Annotated in this window: 12 protein-coding genes; 6 read left to right on the top strand and 6 right to left on the bottom strand. The window is 61.5% G+C overall.

All coding sequences use genetic code 11. From position 1 onward, the window contains the following. Positions 1-68 precede the first annotated feature (68 nt). Entirely contained in the window at positions 69-1,217 is a 1,149-nt protein-coding gene (locus OIS50_RS05705; RefSeq protein ID WP_264693356.1) for an App1 family protein, read from the bottom strand. Between the two features lie 167 nt (positions 1,218-1,384). On the opposite strand from OIS50_RS05705, the gene OIS50_RS05700 reads away from it, so the two are divergent. Further along, positions 1,385-1,843, top strand: coding sequence for a hypothetical protein (locus OIS50_RS05700; RefSeq protein WP_264693355.1), 459 nt, complete (start codon positions 1,385-1,387; stop codon positions 1,841-1,843). 57 nt (positions 1,844-1,900) lie between these two features. On the opposite strand, the gene OIS50_RS05695 is transcribed toward OIS50_RS05700, so the two are convergent. Beyond that, complete coding sequence (locus OIS50_RS05695) at positions 1,901-2,722, bottom strand: M48 family metalloprotease (protein ID WP_264693354.1); 822 nt, start codon at positions 2,720-2,722, stop codon at positions 1,901-1,903. Positions 2,723-2,895: 173 nt separating this feature from the next. Between OIS50_RS05695 and OIS50_RS05690 the strand changes: the two genes are divergently transcribed. Beyond that, positions 2,896-3,702 carry a carboxylesterase family protein gene (locus OIS50_RS05690; protein ID WP_264693353.1) on the top strand — a complete coding sequence of 269 codons (807 nt, stop codon included), beginning with the start codon at positions 2,896-2,898 and terminating at the stop codon, positions 3,700-3,702. An 80-nt stretch (positions 3,703-3,782) separates the two neighbouring features. Continuing rightward, positions 3,783-4,898 (top strand): DNA topoisomerase IB, encoded by a 1,116-nt coding sequence (locus OIS50_RS05685; RefSeq protein WP_264693352.1) that lies wholly within the window; start codon positions 3,783-3,785, stop codon positions 4,896-4,898. Positions 4,899-5,058: 160 nt separating this feature from the next. Here OIS50_RS05685 and OIS50_RS05680 read toward each other — a convergent pair whose 3' ends face one another. Then, positions 5,059-6,666: a hypothetical protein gene (locus tag OIS50_RS05680; RefSeq protein WP_264693351.1), complete on the bottom strand. Its 1,608-nt coding sequence runs from the start codon at positions 6,664-6,666 to the stop codon at positions 5,059-5,061. 166 nt (positions 6,667-6,832) lie between these two features. On the opposite strand from OIS50_RS05680, the gene OIS50_RS05675 reads away from it, so the two are divergent. Continuing rightward, positions 6,833-8,428, top strand: coding sequence for a hypothetical protein (locus tag OIS50_RS05675; RefSeq protein WP_264693350.1), 1,596 nt, complete (start codon positions 6,833-6,835; stop codon positions 8,426-8,428). 144 nt (positions 8,429-8,572) lie between these two features. Here the strand turns inward: OIS50_RS05675 and OIS50_RS05670 are convergent, their stop codons facing one another. From OIS50_RS05670 to OIS50_RS05660, 3 genes are all read right to left on the bottom strand, one after another. Continuing rightward, positions 8,573-10,048, bottom strand: coding sequence for an exonuclease domain-containing protein (locus tag OIS50_RS05670; protein ID WP_264693349.1), 1,476 nt, complete (start codon positions 10,046-10,048; stop codon positions 8,573-8,575). A 157-nt stretch (positions 10,049-10,205) separates the two neighbouring features. Next, complete coding sequence (locus OIS50_RS05665; RefSeq protein ID WP_264693348.1) at positions 10,206-10,679, bottom strand: ferritin-like domain-containing protein; 474 nt, start codon at positions 10,677-10,679, stop codon at positions 10,206-10,208. A 149-nt stretch (positions 10,680-10,828) separates the two neighbouring features. Beyond that, complete coding sequence (locus tag OIS50_RS05660; protein WP_264693347.1) at positions 10,829-12,022, bottom strand: AI-2E family transporter; 1,194 nt, start codon at positions 12,020-12,022, stop codon at positions 10,829-10,831. A gap of 210 nt (positions 12,023-12,232) precedes the next feature. Here OIS50_RS05660 and OIS50_RS05655 point away from each other — a divergent pair, with 210 nt between their 5' ends. Together OIS50_RS05655 and OIS50_RS05650 are read left to right on the top strand one after the other, a co-directional pair. Continuing rightward, positions 12,233-14,164: a DNA topoisomerase IV subunit B gene (locus OIS50_RS05655; protein WP_264693346.1), complete on the top strand. Its 1,932-nt coding sequence runs from the start codon at positions 12,233-12,235 to the stop codon at positions 14,162-14,164. A 200-nt stretch (positions 14,165-14,364) separates the two neighbouring features. Then, positions 14,365-14,832 (top strand): BLUF domain-containing protein, encoded by a 468-nt coding sequence (locus OIS50_RS05650; RefSeq protein WP_264693345.1) that lies wholly within the window; start codon positions 14,365-14,367, stop codon positions 14,830-14,832. Positions 14,833-14,865 lie beyond the last annotated feature (33 nt).

The following is a 14,865-nucleotide window of genomic DNA, read 5'->3' as shown; positions in this document are numbered from 1 at the left end:
CGCTTTGCTGTAACAAGGCCAGAAGTACGGAAGTAAGCCCTGACAACTGACAACTGACAACTGACAACTCACTTCACCTCGCCTGGGTCTTCGGGTGTGGCTTCGTCTTTTTCTTTTTCGGCTTGCACGGCCTGCACGCTTTCCTGGAACACGAGGCCCGTGGCGGCGGCGTGTTCGGCGGCATTCACGGTATCCTTCACCAGCAGCATTTCAACTTTGTCGGTGCGGAGCTCCTGCGATACGCGCTCCACCATGGCCGAGCGCTCGGGCAGGTTCACGTCGCGGATGTAAATGGCCAGAATGCGGCCGGGGTGGCGGCGCACCACTTCGCGGTAAATGTTGGCGTCTTCCTGGCCCGAGTCGCCGATGAGCACGAAGGGCAACTGCGGGTAGGTGAGGAGCAGGTTATCGATTTCGCGGAGCTTGTGGCCGTGGTGTTCGGAGGCGTCGCCCTGCTGCTTGCGTTTCAGGGCCATGTCGCGCAGCAGCAAAGGGCCGGGCGGTATCTCGTTCAGGGCCAGGAAATCCTCGAGCAGATCGTAAAGATTCCAGGGCGACGAGCTAACGTAGAAAAAAGGGTTGTTGCGCTTGCCGTTGCGCCCTAGCTGCAGCTGCCGGTAAAACTCGGCCACGCCTTTGAAGGGCATGCGCGAGCGGGCATTGCGCAGCAGCACCGTGCGGGCCATGCGCATGATGTCGGTAGCGGAGGTTTGAATAACGGTGTCGTCGAGGTCGGAGATGATGCCGTACTCGGCATCGGCCGGGGGCACCAGCACCGGGGCCGTGCTCAGGCGCAGCTCGGGCATGGGCGCCGGCACCTGCAGCAGCTCCACCTCGATGGGGTGCCAGAGGTAATCGACGGGAGCATGCAGGCGCTGCGGCTCGATGTTCAGGGTGAAGTAGCCTTCCTCGTCGGCTACTACGGAGTGCTCCGTGCCGTCGCCGGGCCGGATGCACAGCTGCGCGCCGGGTATTTCCTGCGAGTCGAAGCGGCGGTACATATTCAGCAGGTTGTGCAGGTACGAGTCGGCCGGGTCGGGCTCGGTAATGCCTTTGTTGGTGAGCACGCGGCCCTTCACATAGAGGCGGTTGGCGGTGCCGTAGCTGCGGTAGGGCAATACCTGCACGGGGTGCAGCAAGCCCAGCCGCGTGCGGGCCCGCCGAAACAGATCGTCGGCGTTTTCGGCCAGGTTGCTCAGGTGGTTCAGTAACGACATGGGTGTGTAGAAATGGCGGTAAGCTACACAACGGAGCAAAGCGCCTTACCGTTGAGGAATTTCCTAGGTCGTTGTTGCCCATGCTTCGTTGTCAGCTCATGCTCAGAGTCGTTTTAAGTGCCGGAATGTTGGGGCTGACCGCATGCGCGGGCCGCTTGGGCAGGCAGGTGCCCGGTGCCGATCAAGTGGAGGTACAGCTGCAGGCCCAAACCGAGTCGGCCTACAACATTGCGTGGCTGCGCGCCACCATCCGCAATGGCGGCACCCAACCCATCCGCCTGCTGCAACTGCCCGACACCGTGGAAACGGCCTGCGCGCCGCCGGCGGCCCTGGTGCTGCGGGCCCTCACGCCCAATACCGATACGGCGGCCATTTGCCAGCGCTGCCCGCCCGCGCCGGCACCTAGGCGCTACGTGGTGCTGCGGCCCGGGCAGCAGCTCACCACCCACTTTCAGGTCGACTTTAACCGGGTGCTGCCGCGGGCCGTGGCCGATACCCTGCGCCAGTGCCTGCGCTACAACAACCGCACCCTGGGCGCCTACCGGTTTTGGGTGGAGTTTCGGCCCGAAGCCAACCAGCGCCCTGCGGCCAGTAGCAGCCTGGTACGGGTGTACCGCAAACAATAAGGCCAGCCACGGAGCGCGGCTGGCCTTGGATATGCAGGGGCTGTATCCGCCTGATGCTTACAGTATGCTTTTCAACTCCTGAAAGCTGTTGTTGTTGACGTTGCGGTTGGTGCAGTTCAGCTCCGTGGCTTTGGCGTTGATGGCCTGCACGCGGGAGCCCGGGTCGGGGTGGGTGCTCAGGAACTCGGGGCCGCTGGCCTGGCCTTCGGCCTGCGCTTTCTCGAAGAAGCCCGCCGTGCCGTTGCAGTTGTAGTGGCCGGTGCCGTTGAGGTACACCACCGAAAACTCGTCGGCTTCGCGCTCAAAATCGCGGCTGAATTTCAGCTGGCCGAGGCCGGCGGCAATTTGCGCTACCTGGCTGGGGTTTTCGCCCAGCACCACGCTCAGCAGCAGGTTGATGCCGTACTGGTTCTGGAGCTGGCGGGAGGTGTGGCGGCGGTCGGCGTGGGCAATTTCGTGGCCCAGCACGCCGGCCAGCTGGCTTTCGTTGTCGAGGTACTTAATCAGGCCCGTAAACACGTAAATGTGGCCGCCGGGCGTGGCAAAGGCGTTCTGAATCTGGTCGTCTTTGATAATCTTGACATCCCACGGAAACTCGTTGCGGTACTGCAGCTGGCCCGAGTTCAGCACCCGGTTTACTACGCCATCGAGCAGCTGGTAGGCGCGGGCGTTGCGCGGGTTGGTGCGCTCGAGCAGCTGGCCTTTGGCGCGGTACGTCGAGTCGGTTTGGCGGGCAACCTGTTCGCCCAGGGCTTTGTCGTCGTCGACGCTGAACAGCACCGGGTTGCCGTTCTCATCGGTGCAGGAAGAGGTAGCGGCACCTAGGGAAAAAGCCAGGGCACCGAGCAGGTATAGGCGGAAAAAAGAGCGTCGGAACATAGGTGGTGAGTAGAAAGGTAAAGGGTAAGAAACCGGCGGCTGCGGACGCCGAAAGAAAAAACGGTGCCAAAATGCTCGTGGCTCCGGTACGCGCAGCCCGGGCCGGGCGTTGCACAAAACCCCGGCTGCGGTACTTTTTTACGTAGTTTTCGGGTTGAAACCAATCCGCGAAAATGGGAACCACGCCCCGAAATGCCGCCGTGCTGGCCACGCTGTGCGGCTTGTTGCTACTGGCACAGGCGGTTGCGGCCCGCCCACGCGAAACCGGCTTCCTGAACCGCGCGCTGCAGCACAACGGCGTTATGTACCGCTACCAGGTGTACGTGCCCGCCGATTTTTACCGGCGCAAAGGCAAGTGGCCGGTGGTGCTGTTTCTGCACGGCGCCGGCGAGCGTGGCACCGATGGCCTGCAACAAACCCAGGTGGGGCTGCCGGCCAGCATCCGCAAGCACCTGGAGCGCTGGCCCGCCGTGGTGGTGGTGCCGCAGTGCCCCGCCGAGCAGTACTGGACGATGCCCGCCATGTACCAGATGGCCCTGGCCACCCTCGATAAAACCGTGCGCGAGTTTCGCGGCGATGCGCAGCGCCTCTACCTCACGGGCCTTTCGATGGGCGGGTACGGCGCCTGGAAAATAGCCGCCACCTACCCCGGCAAGTTTGCGGCCGTGGTACCCATTTGCGGCGGGGCCGTGCTGCCCGCTGTGCTCAAGGCCAACGATGCGCCCAACCCCGCGCTGTACGGGCAGCTGGCCCAAGCCATTGGCCGCACGGCGCCGGTGTGGGCCTTCCACGGCGCCCTCGATCCGGTGGTGCCCGTAACCGAAACCCGGCAGCTGGTGGCGGCCTTGCAGGCTGCGGGCGGCACCGTGCAGTACACCGAGTACCCCGAGGCCGGCCACGACTCCTGGACGGCCGCCTACGACGACCCCGCCTTGCCCCAATGGCTCTTTCAGCAGCAACTACCTAGGGCCCGGAAATAACTACTGCCCGCCGTTTGCACGTATGCACGAAGGCCCGCGCCACACCCGCGGGCCTTCGCCGTTTTTACCGCATTCCTGCTATGGCCACCGCCCACACCACCCTGCGTCCCAAAGTCAAAAAGAAAAAGCTGGCACCCGTCGAAACCGACGTGCACGCGCTTTACAAAGACCCCGCCATGCAAGCCGAGCTGGCCGGCCTGCGCTACGTGGCCGACAACAAGCCCGGCATTACGCGCCAGCCCGGCCGCGAGGGCGCGTTCACCTACCTCGATGCCAAAGGCCAGCCCGTGGCCGATGAGAAAACCATGGCCCGCATCAACAGCATGGTGATACCGCCGGCCTGGACGGAGGTGTGGATTGCGCCCACGGCCAACGCGCACCTGCAGGCCACCGGCCGCGATACCAAAGGCCGCAAGCAGTACATCTACCACCAGCTCTGGGACCAGGCCCGCAGCCTCACCAAGTTCAGCCGCCTGCGGGCCTTCGGCGAAAAGCTGCCCGAGCTGCGCCAGCGCATCCGCAAAGACCTAGGTCGGCCGAAGCTGGATAAGCAAAAGGTGGTAGCCGTAGTGCTCATGCTGATGGATCAGTCGTTCATCAGGGTTGGCAACCGCGAGTACGCCAAGAAAAACAAGAGCTACGGCCTCACCACGCTGCGCGATAAGCACGTGCGGGTAGAGGGAGCCGATATCCGTTTCAGCTTTGTGGGCAAGAAGGGCGTGGCGCACGATGTAACCCTGCACGACCGGAAGCTGGCGCGCCTGGTGCAGAAGTGCAAGGAGATTCCCGGCCAGCACTTGTTTCAGTACTACGACGCCGACGGCCACCGGCAGGAGCTGGAATCGGGCGACGTGAATGAGTACCTGCGCGAGGCCACCGGCCTGGCCCTGTCGGCCAAGGATTTCCGCACCTGGGGCGGCACGGTGAAAATGGTGGAGTGCCTCGAAAGCGTGCTGCACCAGGAGCCCGACCTGCCCAAGGACAAGGTGCTGAAGAAAGCCGTGAAAGACGTGGCCAAAAACCTCGGCAACACGCCCACGGTGTGCTCCAAGTACTACATCCATCCGCAGGTGGTGGAGCTGTTCAGCTCGGATAAGCTCATCAACTACCTGCGCCGCCACGACGCCGACCCCGCCGAAAACGACTTGCTTTCGCCCACCGAGCACCTGGTGATGGACATGCTCTCGGAAGTTTAAGAGTAAGTGAGATTTTGCGTTTGAGAGTTTCGGAGTGCAGAGGCCAAAGAGTTGGGCAGGGCAGAATCCTAATGCCCTGCCCAACTCTTTGGCCTCAACTCAAACCCTCATAAACTTTTAAACCCGCTAACTCAACAACTCACCAACTCTTAAACCGAACCTACCTGCCCGAGCCGTCGCGGTCGAAGGCGTGGGAGGCTACGCCGCGGGTGGTTTTGATATTGAGTTCGGGGGCGGGTTCAACCTCGTTGTTGCGCTTGGTATCGAAGTAGCGCGTTTTGCGGCGCAGGCCGGCCACGCGCGATTCGTCCTGCACCTTGTCCTCGTGCGGGCCACCGTAAATCTCGACCAGGGGCGAGCGGCGCACCTTGCCCCGCAGCTCAAACACGTCTTCGCCACCTAGGCCATGGAGTACCAAACGCTTGGTTTCCTGGGGCCGAAAACCCCGCTGATACAAAAGCGTTTCGGGCTTTTCCTTGTCGTCGGAAAGGCTGTAAACCGACACCACCGTTAGCGTGTCGCTCTGCCGATTCACCACGAACCGCTCCTTCTCGTCGGTGCCGGGTACCAGTACCTCGCGCGCCTGCAGGCGGTAAAACTCCTGGGCGGCTTGGGGCAGGTTAGCCCGGCGCGCTTTCAGGGCGTTTTCGAGCCGGGCACCTTCGAGCCCGTACACCTCGGGCGGCAGGCGGTGCGCCGCCTGGCTGATTACTTCATCCGTCAGGGCTTGTTGCAGGGCCTTGGCCGTAGCTTGGTACTGCGACCTAGGCAGCTCATTCAGGGCACGGGCATCGATAAAACGGGCGTTGCGGGCGTACCCTTCGATGCTTTCGTACCGGGGCTTAAACGTGCGAAACTTAGCCACGGCCCAAGGGCGGCTCACCAGCCAAGAGATGAGGCCATCGGAAAACCGGAAAAACACCTGGTCGCGGTCGATGGGCACGGGGCGGTACAGGGTGCGGCCTTGCGGCTGCTCGTAGGCCACCCAGTCCCATTGGCCTTCGTGCCGGTCCCAGTCGCCGAGCCACAAATCGAGCAACCGGGCCCGCAAAAACGCCTGCTGATCGAGCCGGTGCTTAGAGTCGGCGTATACTTCCGACAGCACGTCGTCGCTTTCCTCCAGATCAACGGCGCCGCGCCCGAGCATGCGCCCTAGGTCATCTTTGCTCTCGAACTTCTGCTCGAGCAGCACCACCTTGCCCCGAAAACGCTCCGAGGCTTCGCCAAGCTGCGTTTCGTCGGCGCGCACGTAAAACGGCCGCGGGGTGGTGTGCAGCACCCCGGCGGCCTGGGCCAGGGGCGGCACCACAAACGCGCCGTAGGGGTTGCCGGCCGAGGTAGCATCGCGCACCACGTTCAGGAAAAACGTGTGGCGCAGTACCTTGGGCAGCGTTTTATAGGGGTCTTTGTCGATGCTGCGCAGGGCGTAGGAGCGGCCGTTGGGGCTGTTCAGCGTCATGCTGGTGGTTTGAAACCCGCCGCCCATTTTGCCCGGCGTAAGGCCGCCCGGCACGGCGCGGGCCAGGTCGAGCACGGGCAGCGTAACGGGCTGGTACCACACCGGGCGGTAGTGCTGGCCAAACAGAGCGCGGTGCAGCGGCCCGCGGCGGTAGTGGCGCCCGGCCGTAACGCGGGCACTATCGGGCGAGGCGGTGCTCACTTGCCCGCCGGGCACGCGGGCATCGGGCTGAAAAAAGCGCTGCCGGGCGCAACCGGCCGTAAGCAGGCCAAGCAGCAGCAGCGCTGAACCGGAGAGTCGGCTCGTCATGGGGCAAATAAGGCAGAGGTGTGGTATTAATGCTGCTTCCTTCAACGCAACTGGGCAGTAAACGGCTGCAATTTTCATTTTTCGGGCACAACCGCCGCCCGGCGCCCGGGGTATAAGAGGTGCCGCTACCCCTCCAGGTGCTTGGTTTTCCTGTTACCCCAGAGCCTTGCTGACGTTGTTACCTACCTTCCGCTTACTTCTGCTGGCCCTAGGGCTGCCCGCTTCGGCCCGGCCGGTGGCGGCCCAGTCTGCTCGCCCGGTAATCGGGCCCGATTCGGTAGTGCAGGTGGCCGCGGGGGCGCAATACAACCGCGGCTGGCTGCACCAGCTATTCTGGGGTTTTCATTACCGCAAGGAGTGGGCTACGCCCGTTGAGGCGCCGGTGTTCAACATGCGCACCGCCGTGCCCGGCGGCCTGATTCCGGTGAAAGAAGGGGGCAGCTTTCAAACCCAAAACCTGCGCCTGCTCGCCCGCGACGGGCGGCAGTACGTGCTGCGCTCCGTGGATAAGGACGCCACCGCCGCCCTGCCCGAAAACCTGCGCGATGGCCTGATCGGCCGCCTGATGAAGGACCAGACCAGCGTGATTCACCCGTACGGGGCCTACATAGTGCCCCGGCTGGCGCGGGCCGCGGGCGTGTACCACACCAATCCGCGCCTGGTGTACGTTGCCGACGACCCTGGCCTGGGCGGCTTTCAGCAAGCGTTCCGGCACGCCTTGTACTTGTTTGAGGAGCGGCCCGAAGGCAACCTCAGCACCGAGGCCAGTTTTGGAAAATCCGACCAAGTAGTAAGCTCGCGGCACGCGTTCGGGCAGCTGCTGGCCTCGCCTGAGTACCGCGTGGATGCGCGCCAGTACCTGCGCAGCCGCTTGTTTGATATGTGGCTGGGCGACTGGAGCCGGCGCGAAGACCAGTGGCGCTGGGCCGCGTTTCGGCAGCCCGATAGCAGCACGGTGTACCGGCCCATTCCGCGCGACCGGGACCACGCGTTTTTCAAGTTCGACGACGGCGTGCTTACCCATGTTGTGAGCTTCGTGAAAACCAATTACCAAACCTTCACGCGCACCATTCACCTGCACGACGTGGAAGGCCTGAACCGCGCCGCGCGGCCCATGGATAAGTCGCTGCTGGTGTACCTCACCGAGCAAGACTTTCGGGAGGTGGCCGATTCTTTGCGCCGCGCCCTGCCCGACCCGGTTATTGCCGAAGCCCTGCAGGTGTGGCCGCGCCAGATTTATGCCTTGTCGGGCGAGGAGTTTGCTGATAAGCTGCGCAGCCGCCGCGAGCAATTGCCCGTGGTGGCCGAGGAGTTTTACCGCCAGCTGGCCCGCCACGTCGACATTCCGGGCACCGACCAGCCCGAGCGGTTTGTGGTGGAAGCTGCCGGACCCTGGAAGGCCTGGGTGCGCGTGTACACCCGCAGCGCCGCGGGGCGCGGCAACCTCATCGGCCAGCGCCTTTACGACGCCCGCCAAACCGCCGACATCCGCCTCTACGGCCTAGGTGGCAACGACGAGTTCGAGGTAATCGGCCAGCCCGACCACCGCCTGCGCATTTACCTTTACGACGGGCAGGGGCAGGACATCATCCGGCACACCAACCCCGGCCCCGCCGGCCAGCGCATGCGCGTTACGCTGCTCGACTCCGGCGACGGCAACGTTATTCAGGTAGATAAACGCCTGATGCAGGTGGAGGCGTATCAGCCCAAAGCCAACGAGTACGACGGCGCCGGCTGGCTGCTTCGGCATAGGCTTTACTAGGTGGCGAAATGGCCAAATGGGGAATTGGTGTGCTGACGAGCCATGCCACTCTTTGTGCCCGCTCGACCTAGGCACTAACGCCAACAGGCCCGGCCAGAATTTCTGTCCGGGCCTGTTGCATTCGGCCACAACGCACGAGCGCACCTAGGCAAACACCTTCACCTTATCCTTGTGCTTGGAGCGCATGTATTGCCTGATGATCTGCTGCACGTCTTTGTTGTCCACCTGCGACTTGATCACATCCTTGAACGCCTCGAAGCGCCGGGCGGTAAACGTCTCGTCGATGTAGCCGAACCCTAGGTAGCGGCCGTGCTCGATGACCACCACCGACCGCTCGCCGGCGCGCCGCCCCTGCCCGATAATCACGAAAGTCTGGTGCTCGTAGGTGATGCTCTCGATGGCCTCATCCACGCGGGCGTTATACTCTTCGGGCGGCTCCAGGCCCACGCACGCGCCTTTGCAGCGGTGCACCTGAAAGTCGAAGCACGAGCTGGTGGTTTTGTACAGGTCGCACATCTTCTGGCACAGGTTGTACTTGGCCACCTTGTGGTACAAGAAACCCTTGGCCTTAAACTGGTTGCCTAGGGCAATAATGGGAATTTCGCTGTTGCGGGCGTCGGCGCGGCCGTAGTACAGGCGCTTGTAGCCGTTCTCGTCCACGCGCAGGTAAATGCCCGCCGGAAACACCGAGCGGCGCTGGGCCCGGTTGTACTGCGGTTTCAGGCGCTTAATCTCCGCCGACTCGTGCAGCAAAGCCACCAGCTCCGAGCCCGTCAGCTCCCAGGTGATGTCGGCAATGGAGTTCTTAAACTCCAACGATTTGCGCGACTTGTAATCGACGGCGAAGTGCTGCTGAATGCGCTTGTAGATGTTGATGCTTTTGCCCACGTAAATCACCTCGCCGTGCTCGTCGTGGAAGTAGTACACGCCGGCCTCCTGCGGCAGCGAGGCAACTTTTTCGGGGGTGATAAGCGGCGGCAGCAACGCCGTTCGGATGGCCTGCTGCACGGCCGCCACCTTGCGCGGGGCGGGCTGCTTTTGCGGGCGGCCGCTCGGGGCGGCGGCATCCACGGCGGCCAGCTTATCGGCCGGCGCGGCAGCCTCGTAACCGGGCGCTTCGGCCACCTGGCTGATCTTCAGCAGGCGGTCGAACAAAATGGCGGTGGCCTCGGCATCGCCGAAGGCGCGGTGCCGGTTGTTCAGCTCAATACCGATGTTGGCGCACAGCTTGCCCAGGCTGTAGCTGGGCTGGCCGGGTATCAGCGAGCGGCTGAGGCGCACCGTGCACAGCGTTTTGCGCGAGTAGGTGTACCCTAGGTCGGCAAACTCCTTTTTCAGAAAAGAGTAATCGAAGCGCACGTTGTGGGCCACGAACACGCAGCCCTCCGTCATTTGCACCACCTTCTTGGCTACCTCATGAAACTGCGGGGCATCGCGCACCATCTCGTCGGTGATGCCCGTGAGCTGTTGGATGTAGAAGGGGATCGGACGGCCGGGGTTGAGCAGGGTGGTGTAGGAATCGACCACCTTCTCGCCATCGTGAATGAAAATGGCTATTTCGGTGATGCGGTCCTGCGTGGGCTGGCCCCCGGTGGTTTCTAGGTCGATGATGGCGTACAAATCAGCAGCAGCTAAAGAGGTGCGGTAGCTGGTGATAACAAATTTAGCAGCCGAAAGGTCCCGGCTTGGGTATTTGGCTGCGCAGGGGAGGCCGCAAACAAAAAAGAACGGCCTGCTTCTCAGCAGACCGTCCCTTCTCTCAACAGCCAGGTTAACCCTAGCGGTTGGCGCCTTTCCACTGCGTAATCTGGTTTTTGGCAGCCAGAATTTCGCCGTGTTGTTTTTGAATGATCGACGACACCTGGCCCGATAGGCTTTGCGACTTCAGCGCGGTTTCGTAAGCCTGCAGGGCTACGGAGTCGCCGGTTTCGCACTCGCCCAGAATGGCGGCGTCGTTTTGGCCGGTAATGGCCGATTTCAGGTTGATCCAACCGCGGTGAACGGCAGCGGCGGCATCGGCCACTACACCTTCTACGGTGTTGGTATCGGTTACATCAACGCCCATTTGGCGGGCTTGTTGCTCGAGTTCCGAAGCAAACTGGGCGCGTTGCTGGCTCAGGCGGCTCAGCTCCGATTTCAGTTGCGGGTTCGATACGCCTTCGGCAGCCTCTTGGTAGCCTTTAGCGCCGGTTTTATTGATTTCAACCAGGTCGTTGAAGGCCCGGGCGGCATCAGAATTAATAGCGGCCATGACGGTCTTGGTGTTTAGGTGTTGGTACGGTGCGGTTTGCAGCGCCGCCGCCGGAGCAGCAGCGCTTACAGGGGGCTTATACTTTCAGGTCGGGCTTAGGGTTACGGCTCGTGTTGCACATTTTCTGCAGCAAGCTGGCCTTGTGCAGGTTAACTTTTGCCCACGAGCTTGTTGAAGAAGCCGCGGAAGCCTTTGGGCTTGCCTGGGTCGCCCTCCAGCGCGCCTTGGGTTTGGTTGTCCTGGCCGTTGGCAACATCACCTAGCAGAAACCCAAACGGCTCGAGGGGCTTGTAAGCATCCATAAACACCTTCAGCACCGCTATCAGCGGAATCGAAAGAATCATGCCCGGAGTGCCCCACAGCTCGCCACCCAGAATAAGCGCGATGATGGCCGCCATGGGGTTGATGCTCACTTTGGAACCCGTGATGGTGGGCGTAATAAAGTTGCCTTCAAGAAACTGCACCACCAGAAACACACCCACCACAGCAAGGGCCCGGGGCACCGAGCCGGTTTCAACCAAGGTGATAAGCGCCGGCAACGTGGCCCCGATGGCAATGCCGATGTAAGGAATGACGGCCAGCACCGAGGCGAATACCGCGAAGAAAATGGCATACTTAACGCCCAGCACCAGCAGCCCGATGGCGTTGAGCACGGCCACAATTACAATTACCGTCAGCAGGCCGGTGATGTAAGCCTGCACCACGGTTTGCACGCCGTCGAGGGTGTTCAGGGCTTCCTTGCGCTTATCGGGCGATACAAACCGGAACAGAAACTGCCGCAGGTGGTCGCGGTAGTACAGAAAACAGAAAATATAAATCGGCACCAAAGCCAACACGCTTAGCACCCCGGTGGTGGTGTTGATGGTGGTACCCAGGTAGCCGCCGGCCTTTTTCTTAACCGAGTCGATGGACTGATCGATGAGCTGGTCTTTGCTGACGGGCTGCATGCCAAACTTGCGGCTCAGAAACTGCTGCACCTGATCGAAGTACTCGGCCAGCTTAACCTGCAGCTTGGGCAGCTCCTCCCGAAACTGCACAATCTGCGAGCCGAACAGGTAAACCAACCCGGCCACAAACACGAAGATCAGGAGTATGCACAGGATAATAGCCAGCAAACGCGGCATGCCCCAGCCCTCGAGCCGGCGGCAAAGGGGCAACAGCAGCAGCGAAAGCAGGCCCGAAAACAAAATCGGCAGCAAAACGCCGTCGAGCACCCGCAACGAGTACACAAGCAGCACCAGCCCAAGCAGAATCATGCTGTAGAGCACCGCCGGAGGCCATTTTATTTCGGGGGGCTTAACCGGTGTCGGGTGCCCAGGAAAGTTGTGGGTAGTTTGAGGCATTTGCTAATTTAATTAGGAGAGAAGAGCGGCGTTATTTCTTGAAAATCTGAGCTTATTTTCGCATTTTTGGGTGAACCTAAGGCCTGCGTGCAGGGTTAGGTGCAATGCAGTTATGCCAAAATGAATAGTTTGGCGCGGCTGCCCTGCTAACGCGGTAAACATTGCGTTTCTGCGTTATTTTACACCAAAAATGGGTTGAAGGATTTAAGAATGGCTGACGAACAACTACCCCTTGCCGCTGCGGCACCCGACCACGGCTACCACGAGGATTCGATTCGCTCGCTGGATTGGCGCGAGCACATCCGCCTGCGCCCGGGTATGTACATCGGCAAGCTGGGCGACGGCTCTTCGCCCGACGATGGCATCTACATCCTCGTGAAAGAGGTGATTGACAACTCCATCGACGAGCACATGATGGGTTACGGGCGCACCATCGACGTGAAGATTACCGACCAGCGCGTAACCGTGCGCGACTACGGCCGCGGCATTCCGCTGGGCAAAGTCGTCGATGTGGTGAGCAAGATCAACACCGGCGGCAAGTACGATTCCAAGGTGTTTCAGAAGTCGGTGGGTTTGAATGGCGTGGGCACCAAAGCCGTAAACGCGCTCAGCACCAATTTTGTGGTGCAAAGCGTGCGCGACGGCCAGATGAAGTCGGCGGAGTTTCAGGGCGGCAAGCTCATCAGCGACCCGAAGCCCATCAAAACCTCGCAGCGCAACGGCACTTTGATGTCGTTTGAGCCCGACCCCACCATCTTCCGCAACTACCGCTTCATTCCGGACTTTCTGGAAAGCCAGTTCTGGAACTACGCCTACCTGAACGCGGGCCTGACCATTAACTTCAACGGCCAGAAGTACCACTCGGAAAACGGCTTGCGCGACCTGCTGGAGCGCAAAACCGACCCCGATACGATTCGCTACCCCGTCATTCACCTGAAGGGTACCGATATCGAAATGGCCCTGACGCACGGCAACGATTACGGCGAGGAGTATTATTCGTTCGTGAACGGGCAGTACACCACCCAGGGCGGCACGCACCTGGCGGCGTTCCGCGAGGGCATCGTGAAGACGCTGCGCGAGTTCTACAAGAAGGAGTACGACGCTACCGACATCCGCGCCTCGATTGTTGGTGCCATTGCCATTCGGGTGCAGGAGCCGGTGTTCGAATCGCAAACCAAAACCAAGCTGGGCTCCATCGTGATGGAGCCGGAGGGCTCGGTTACGGTGCGCAACTTCGTGGTCGACTTCGTGAAGGAGCACCTCGACAACTACCTGCACAAAAACCCCGAAACGGCCGAGGCGCTGAAAAAGCGCATCGAGCAGAGCGAGCGGGAGCGGAAGGACATGGCGGGCGTGAAAAAGCTGGCCAACCAGCGCGCCAAAAAAGCCAGCCTGCACAACCGCAAGCTGCGCGACTGCCGCTTCCACTTCGGCGAAGGCAAGGACGTTGACAAAGAGGCCCTCACGACCTTGTTCATCACCGAGGGCGACTCCGCTTCGGGCTCTATTACCAAGAGCCGCAACGTGGAGCTGGAGGCCGTGTTCAGCCTGCGCGGCAAGCCGCTGAACTGCTTCGGCATGAAGAAGAAAATCGTTTACGAAAACGAGGAGCTCAACCTGCTGCAGCACGCCCTCAACATTGAGGAAGGCCTGGAAGGCTTGCGCTACAACCGCGTGGTAATTGCCACCGACGCCGACGTCGACGGCATGCACATCCGCTTGTTGCTGCTCACGTTCTTCCTGCAGTTTTTCCCTGATCTGGTGCGCAACGGCCACGTTTACATTCTGGAGACGCCGCTGTTCCGGGTGCGCAACAAAAAGCAGACGATTTACTGCTACGACGAGCGCGAAAAGCAGGCCGCCATCCGCAAGCTGGGCCGCAACCCCGAAATCACGCGCTTCAAGGGCCTGGGTGAAATTTCGCCCGACGAGTTCGGCAAGTTCATCGGCGACAACATCCGCCTGGAGCCCGTGATTCTGCAGTCGGACCGCTCGATTCAGAAGCTGCTGACGTACTACATGGGCAAAAACACGCCCGACCGCCAGAACTTCATCATCGACAACCTGCGCATGGAGAAGGACCTGGTGGCTGGCGATGCGCCGCTAACCGAGGAAACCGTGCTGGAAGCCGAGGTGGCGTAAGCAAAACCTCGGCGTTATGCAAAAGCCCCCGTGCCAGGTGCCGGGGGCTTTTTTGTGCCCGGCACCTAGGGCGGGGCGGGGGCTTACCGGTGCTTAACGGCGGATGGGTGTATCTTGCAGGTACACCACACCAACTTGGGTTGCCGCCCGTTTTGCTGCTTGGCCTGTTTCACCTAGGGCCGAGCGGCACCCCTTGCCGCATGAACCACATTATTTACATGAGCCGTGCCGTCCGCCCGCTGTCGGACCAGGACCTGCACGTGCTGCTTGAGCAATGTCGCCGCGACAACGCTCGCCTCAACGTCACCGGAATCCTGTTTTATAGCCACGGCAACATAGCTCAGCTGATTGAAGGCGACTCCGAGCAACTGAATCCGCTTTTCGAGCGCATTTCGCGCGACGGCAGGCACTCCCACGTGCAAAAGCTGGCCGACAAAGCCATAACGGAGCGCAGCTTCGTGGGCTGGTCGATGGCGTTTCATCCGCTTGAGCCCCAGGGTTTTCAGGAGCTAACCGAATACCTGTTGCCCGACGCGTTGCCCGAATCGCCGCAAAGCTTATCCATCGCCGACGCCCTGATTCTGGATTTGGTACGCCAGGCCGTGTTCGGCAAAAGCGCTGTTTTCACCGAGGGCCTCGACGGCTCCTACCGCAGCCGCCCCGTTTAGCCGGCACCAGCCCTAGGTAAGCCCGCCCGCGCA

Origin of the sequence: Hymenobacter sp. YIM 151858-1, from assembly GCF_025979705.1 — a bacterium.
Classification (GTDB): Bacteria; Bacteroidota; Bacteroidia; order Cytophagales; family Hymenobacteraceae; genus Solirubrum.
The sequence above is the reverse complement of the archived record's forward strand: the minus strand, read 5'-3'. Positions and strand labels throughout refer to the sequence as shown.